We start from the raw sequence: 6593 nt of genomic DNA on the forward strand, positions 1-6593 counted from the left end.
CTGTTAGGGCGCGGCTGGTAAGAGAGCCTTATAGGCGCATCAGAAAAACCTCCGGCTATGCCGGAGGATATTTATTCAGGCTAACTTCCGCTTAAACGACAGGGTTCCCGGTCGCGAAAACATCACCAGATTTCCCGTCAGAATCAGTAGCAAGCCGACAATCCCATTGATATGCCAGGCATAGCCTTCGTACACCGTTGAAATACTCAGCGCGACGAGAGGAAACAGCAGCGTGCTGTAAGCGGCGTTGCTGGCACCGATACGACCAATCAGCGTGAAATAGGCACCGAAGGCAATCACCGAACCGAAAAGGGCGAGATAGACCAGCGCGCCCAGATAGCCGACCGTCCACTCCGGGGTGAAATTATCGCCGCGAAACAGGGCGATGCACCCCATGATGATTGTGCCGTAGAGCATCGCCCAGGCGTTGGTAGTCATGGTTTCCAGCCCGTTACGCTGATGGCGCATGCTGATCATATTGCCCAGCGAGAAGCCAAATGTACCGAGCATCGACAACCCAATCCCCAGCAGCAGCGTGCTGCTCAGGCCGCTGGCCAGCAAATCATCCCAGAACAGGGTCACAATGCCCGTTAATCCCAGAATCGCGGCAGGATAAAAGCGCGAAGGGGGCTTCTGGCCGAAGAACAGGAAGCTGTTTACCGCGTTAAACAAGACAGCCATCGAGAAAATCACCGACTCCAGACCGGTGTTAATCCACGCGGCGGCGGTGTAGAAGCATAAGAAATTGAAGCCAAAAACACAGCAGCCCTGTAAAACGCAGAACAGATGATCGCGTAAGGCAAGCTTACGCAACCGTCGCAGAGCAATCAGCACCACCATCATGGTGAGCGAGGCGATGGCAAAGCGCCAAAAAATGGACACCGGTGCCGCGACCGGGCCCTGTTGCAGAAAAATGGCAATCCATGTTGTTCCCCATATCACCACTACCAGACAATATAAAAAAATGTTCATCCCAATCCCCGTTAAGCCAACAAGTCTCCAGTCTTGCCAAAAAATCCGCGTTCGGCTTGCATAAGGTTGTTCGTCACTTGCAAATTCTTGCGTTTTTTTAGCGAAAGACTGGTATCGGACAGGCGCAATTCATAGACTGGGATTCTGGTGACTTTTTGTTAATCGCGCCCATGACTGTTTATAAAGCTTTCGAAAATCTGCAACATCACAATGCCGTCTTGCATGACTCGGTGGCGCTGCATTCCGGCATTCAGCTGGCGGCATGGTCTAACAAACGCGATAACATCACCCAGTATTGTGACCATCACACCCTCAGTCTGTATGTGGCCGACGGCTACGAGAGCTACCACAAAACCTCACAGGGCTGGAAAAATGGCGGCGGGCCAGACCGTTTTTGCCTGATGCCAAAAGAGAGTGAGTCCAGTTGGGATATCCGCGATGATTTGTCATTTGTGCACCTTTATTGTACTGACGAGCATCTGCGGGATATCGGCGAGAAGATTTGGGATCGCAGCCCGGCGTCGTTTACCCTGGACGAGAAAACCTTCTCTCAGGACGAACGCATCACCACGCTGTATCGCCAATTTTTGCTTGGCAGCGACTGGCATCAGCAGGCGAACCAGCTCACGCTAAGCACCGCCTCCACGCTGCTGCTCACCCATCTTGTCCTGCATTACAGCAACGTGCAGTGGCGCTTGCCGACCGTCAAAGGCGGCCTTGCGCCGGTGGTGCTGCGTCAGGTTCTGGACTGGATTGAGGCGAATCTCGCCCAGCCGCTGCTATTGAGCGATCTGGCGGCGCAGGCGGCGTTAAGCGAATACCATTTTGCACGCATGTTTCGCCAGTCGATGGGCGTTGCGCCGCATCAGTATGTGATGCATCGCCGGATGGTGCAGGCAAAAGCACAGTTGTTGAATACGCAGCTTCCGTTGACGGAAATCGCCATGGCGAGCGGATTCAGCTCCGCCAGCCATTTCAGTAATCGCTTCCGCGCAGTTTACGGGATGACGCCGTCGCAATTACGCGCGGCGCACCAGTGACAGGGCGGCATAGCACACGCCGCCCGCAACCAGCCCCCAGAAGGCCGATCCTACGCCCAGCAGCGTCAACCCGCTGGCGGTGACCAAAAACGTCACGATCACGGCATCACGCTCTTTTTCCTGCGACAACGCCTGGAACAGGCTGCCGCTGATGGTGCCAAGCAAGGCAAGGCCCGCCAGCGTCTGGATCCAGCTCAGCGGTAACGCCGCCAGCAGCGCGGTGATCGAACCGCCAAACACACCCGCTAACAGATAGAAGATGCCTGCCGCCACCGCGGCTTTCCAGCGCTGTGCTGCATCAGGGTGCGCATCCGGGCTCTGGCAAATGGCGGCGGTAATGGCAGCAATACAGATCGAGTACACGCCAAACGGTGAGAGCAGCAGCGCCAGTCCCCCGGTAAAGATAATCAGTGGCGACACGGCCGCACGGTAGCCCGCCGCCTGCATGGTGGCGAACCCTGGCGCATTTTGCGACGCCATGGTGGCAAGGAAAAAGGGAATACCAATACTGATAAGCGACGTCCAGTTGAAAACCGGGGGGGTGAATTCCGGCATCACAATGGAGAAGGCCAGTTTATCGGTGACAACGTCACCACTGAGCCAGGCGACCAGCGCGCCAACAATCAGTGTGGCGACAATGGCATAGCGCGGGGCGAGGGCTTTACAGACCAGCCAGGCCAGTAGCATACTGCCGCACAGCACAAAATGGCCCTCGACATTGCTGAATGCCTGCAAGCCGAAACGCAGCAGGATCCCGGCCAGCATGGCTGCCGCGAGGGTATGCGGAATGATTTTCATCAGACGGGCAAACAGCCCGGTGACCCCGCAGAGCACAATCAGCGCATTAGCAAAGATGAACACGCCGACGGCTTCGGCAAGCGTCAGCCCTTGTAAACTGGTCGCCAGCAGGGCGGCACCAGGGGTAGACCAGGCAGTCAGCACCGGCATGCGATACCACAGCGAAAGGGCGATAGTGCTGACGCCCATGCCTAAACCGAGTGCGGTCATCCAGCCGGCAATCTGTGTTGCGCTGGCACCCGCAGCGGCGGCGGCCTGCCAGATAATGGCGGCGGAACTGGCGTAACCAACCAGCACGGCCACAAAACCCGCCAGAAGGGTAGTAAAAGGAAACAACGGTGCGCGCATGGTCTATCCTTGAGCGTTATAACGTCCGAGTAATGTATCATTGTGCGCTATAGCGCACAACCATGCGCAGTAAGACTGACAGGAGAGAATATGGATCTGACTCATTATCTGGCGAGCACCTTAAAAAACCTGCGCCAGGCGCGCGGCTGGAGCCTGTCCCGCCTGGCGGAAGAGACGGGCGTATCCAAAGCGATGCTTGGACAAATTGAACGTAATGAGTCCAGCCCAACGGTCGCTACTCTATGGAAAATCGCCACCGGCTTGAACGTTCCTTTTTCGACATTTATTGCCCCACCGGAAAACGGCACACCAACGACCTACGATCCGGATCAGCAGGCAATGGTCATCACGCCGATTTTCCCCTGGGACGACGTGCTGCATTTCGATCACTTCTCCATTACGCTCGCGCCTGGCGCGCTCAGTGAATCCACGCCGCATGAACAGGGGGTGATTGAGCATGTGGTGGTGATTGGTGGGGGGCTGGATATGTGTATTGACGGGCAGTGGCGAACCCTGACGGCAGGCAGTGGTATTCGCTTTGCTGGCGATCGGGCACACGCCTATCGTAACAGTTCAGGGCAGAGCGTCCATTTCCACTCGCTTATCCACTACCCAAAAGAAAAAGCCGCAAGCAAACTTGCGGCAAAAAACGACGACGAGTAACTCACAACAACATACAACGTGACGAGGAAATGTCCGAGTCACCACTCTACCTCGCAGCCTTCGTTCGGGAAAATAGCAATTTCTTCAATGCTTTGCCGCCATATGGAAAATGCCCTCTGGCGCAGGTGGTGAAACGCCTGGGAACTGACTACAATAGCCGCCATTTTGCACATAATGGATAACGACGACTGTATGCGCCTGCAAACCCATCATCTTGAACTTTTAAGCCCAGCCCGTGACGCCGCGATCGCTCGCGAAGCCATTTTGCACGGGGCGGACGCGGTCTACATCGGTGGACCGGGGTTCGGTGCCCGCCATAACGCCAGCAACAGCCTGCAGGATATTGCGGCGCTGGTGCCTTTTGCCCATCGCTATGGCGCGAAGGTGTTTATCACCCTGAACACCATTTTGCATGATGATGAGCTGGAACCGGCGCAAAAGCTGATTACCGATCTGTACGAGACCGGTGTCGATGCCCTGATTGTGCAGGATATGGGCGTGATGCAGCTGGACATTCCACCGATTGAGCTGCACGCCAGTACGCAGTGCGACATTCGCAGCGTCGAAAAAGCGAAGTTTCTGTCGGATGCAGGGTTCAGCCAGATTGTGCTGGCGCGTGAGCTGAATTTGCAGCAGATCCGCGATATTCATGCCTGTACCGATGCCACCATCGAATTCTTTATTCACGGCGCACTCTGCGTGGCTTATTCCGGGCAGTGCAATATTTCCCACGCCCAGACCGGGCGCAGCGCCAACCGTGGCGACTGCTCGCAGGCCTGTCGTCTGCCGTATACCCTGAAAGACGATCAGGGGCGAGTGGTGGCTTATGAAAAACACCTGTTGTCGATGAAAGATAACGACCAGACCGCCAACCTTGGCGCGCTGATTGATGCCGGTGTGCGTTCCTTCAAAATTGAAGGGCGCTACAAAGACATGAGCTATGTGAAAAACATCACCGCGCATTACCGCCAGATGCTGGATGCCATTATTGATGATCGCGGCGACCTGGCGCGGGCGTCGGCGGGGCGTACCGAGCATTTCTTCATTCCTTCAACCGACAAAACCTTCCATCGCGGCAGCACCGACTATTTTGTGAATGCGCGTAAGGACGATATCGGCGCGTTTGATTCACCGAAGTTTATCGGCCTACCGGTAGGCGAAGTGCTGAAAGTGACCAAAGATCACCTGGACGTTGAAGTGAGCGAGCCGCTGACCAACGGCGATGGGCTGAACGTTCTGATTAAACGTGAAGTCGTGGGTTTCCGCGCCAATACGGTAGAAAAAACCGGCGAAAACCGCTATCGCGTCTGGCCGAATGAAATGCCTGCGGACATGTACAAGGTGCGCCCAAATCATCCGTTGAACCGCAATCTGGACCACAACTGGCAGCAGGCGCTGACCAAAACGTCCAGCGAACGCCGCATCGGGGTGGACATCGAAGTCAGCGGCTGGCAGGAACAACTGGTGCTGACCCTGACCAGTGAAGACGGGACCACCGTCACCCATACGCTCGACGGGCAATTCGACGAAGCAAACAACGCGGAAAAAGCGCTTAATAGCCTGAAAGACGGCGTGGCGAAGCTGGGGCAGACGCTCTACTACGCGCGCAATATTGAGGTTAACCTGCCGGGCGCGCTGTTTGTGCCAAACAGCATGTTAAATGCGTTCCGCCGCGAAGCCGTGGAAATGCTCGATGAAGCGCGTCTGGCGAACTATCAGCGTGGTAGCCGTAAAGCCGTGTCTGACCCGGCACCGGTTTACCCGGATACCCATCTTAGCTTCCTTGCCAACGTCTATAACCATAAGGCGCGTGAGTTCTACCAGCGTTTCGGTGTGCAGCTGATTGATGGCGCATTTGAGATGCATGAAGAGAAGGGCGATGTGCCAGTGATGATCACCAAACACTGCCTGCGCTTTGCTTTTAATCTGTGCCCGAAACAGGCCAAGGGGAATATCAAAAGCTGGAAGGCGACCCCGATGCAACTGGTGCATGGTGATGAGGTGCTGACGCTGAAATTTGATTGCCGTCCGTGCGAAATGCACGTGGTCGGGAAAATCAAGAATCACATTCTTAAGATGCCGTTGGCGGGAAGTGTGGTGGCGTCGGTCAGTCCGGAAGATCTACTGAAGACGCTGCCTAAGCGCAAGGGCGTTTAAGGCAGCTGTCCAGTACATCAGCGGTGGGGGATCTACCGCTGATGTGTTTAAAACTTAGCGTTTGTCATCCGGTAGCGGTGGTTTTTTGCCGTCTTTAGGCGGCTGTTTACCGTCATGTTTTGGCGGCTGGCCACGGTCGTGATTTTGCGACTTGTCATCGTGTTTCCACTCTTTGTTATTGTGGTTCGGCGACTTGTCGTCATGTTTCCACTCTTTCCCGTCTTTGTTCGGGCGCTCGCCTTTATGGTCAGCATTTTTATCGTCATGACGCGGCGGTTGGCCGTTCTGCGTTTCCGGGTGTTTCGGCGGCGGAATCTGATCATTGTCTGCCGCAAAGACAAATGATGATAAACCCATGGCCATAATCGCAGTCAGTGTCACTACCTTTTTCATACTTACTCCTAATCTCATTTATCTGAGTGATATGAATTTCAGCAGGAAATCATGGAGAGAGTGTGGAGACGCTTTGAATTAAGAGTATTCTGCACGCCCTGACAGGCGGCACAAGCCTGTGTAATTCCTCGCTATTTGCCACTTCCGCTAGATAGTGTCGTCACGAGGATAAAAATCATTGATAATAGGGCCTTCTAATCAGAAGGCCCTATTATCATGACT

The 6593-nt window shown here is 55.0% G+C and carries 6 protein-coding genes; 3 read left to right on the top strand and 3 right to left on the bottom strand.

The features are described 5' to 3' along the window. Positions 1-75: 75 nt before the first annotated feature. Positions 76-972 (bottom strand): DMT family transporter, encoded by an 897-nt coding sequence (locus ACSZPU_RS22025; protein WP_499003150.1) that lies wholly within the window; start codon positions 970-972, stop codon positions 76-78. A gap of 170 nt (positions 973-1142) precedes the next feature. Here ACSZPU_RS22025 and ACSZPU_RS22030 point away from each other — a divergent pair, with 170 nt between their 5' ends. Beyond that, entirely contained in the window at positions 1143-2012 is an 870-nt protein-coding gene (locus ACSZPU_RS22030; protein ID WP_499003153.1) for a helix-turn-helix domain-containing protein, read from the top strand. On the opposite strand, the gene ACSZPU_RS22035 is transcribed toward ACSZPU_RS22030, so the two are convergent. Beyond that, positions 1992-3158: a benzoate/H(+) symporter BenE family transporter gene (locus tag ACSZPU_RS22035; RefSeq protein WP_499003156.1), complete on the bottom strand. Its 1167-nt coding sequence runs from the start codon at positions 3156-3158 to the stop codon at positions 1992-1994. The two genes, ACSZPU_RS22030 and ACSZPU_RS22035, sit on opposite strands and share 21 nt — an antisense overlap. Before the next feature lie 90 nt (positions 3159-3248). Here ACSZPU_RS22035 and ACSZPU_RS22040 point away from each other — a divergent pair, with 90 nt between their 5' ends. Next, positions 3249-3821, top strand: coding sequence for a helix-turn-helix domain-containing protein (locus ACSZPU_RS22040; RefSeq protein ID WP_499003158.1), 573 nt, complete (start codon positions 3249-3251; stop codon positions 3819-3821). Positions 3822-4013: 192 nt separating this feature from the next. Then, complete coding sequence (locus ACSZPU_RS22045; RefSeq protein WP_499003160.1) at positions 4014-5978, top strand: peptidase U32 family protein; 1965 nt, start codon at positions 4014-4016, stop codon at positions 5976-5978. A gap of 54 nt (positions 5979-6032) precedes the next feature. On the opposite strand, the gene ACSZPU_RS22050 is transcribed toward ACSZPU_RS22045, so the two are convergent. Continuing rightward, positions 6033-6371: a hypothetical protein gene (locus ACSZPU_RS22050; RefSeq protein ID WP_499003162.1), complete on the bottom strand. Its 339-nt coding sequence runs from the start codon at positions 6369-6371 to the stop codon at positions 6033-6035. Positions 6372-6593: the final 222 nt, after the last annotated feature.

Source organism: Phytobacter sp. V69 (assembly GCF_965644215.1).
GTDB lineage: Bacteria > Pseudomonadota > Gammaproteobacteria > Enterobacterales > Enterobacteriaceae > Phytobacter.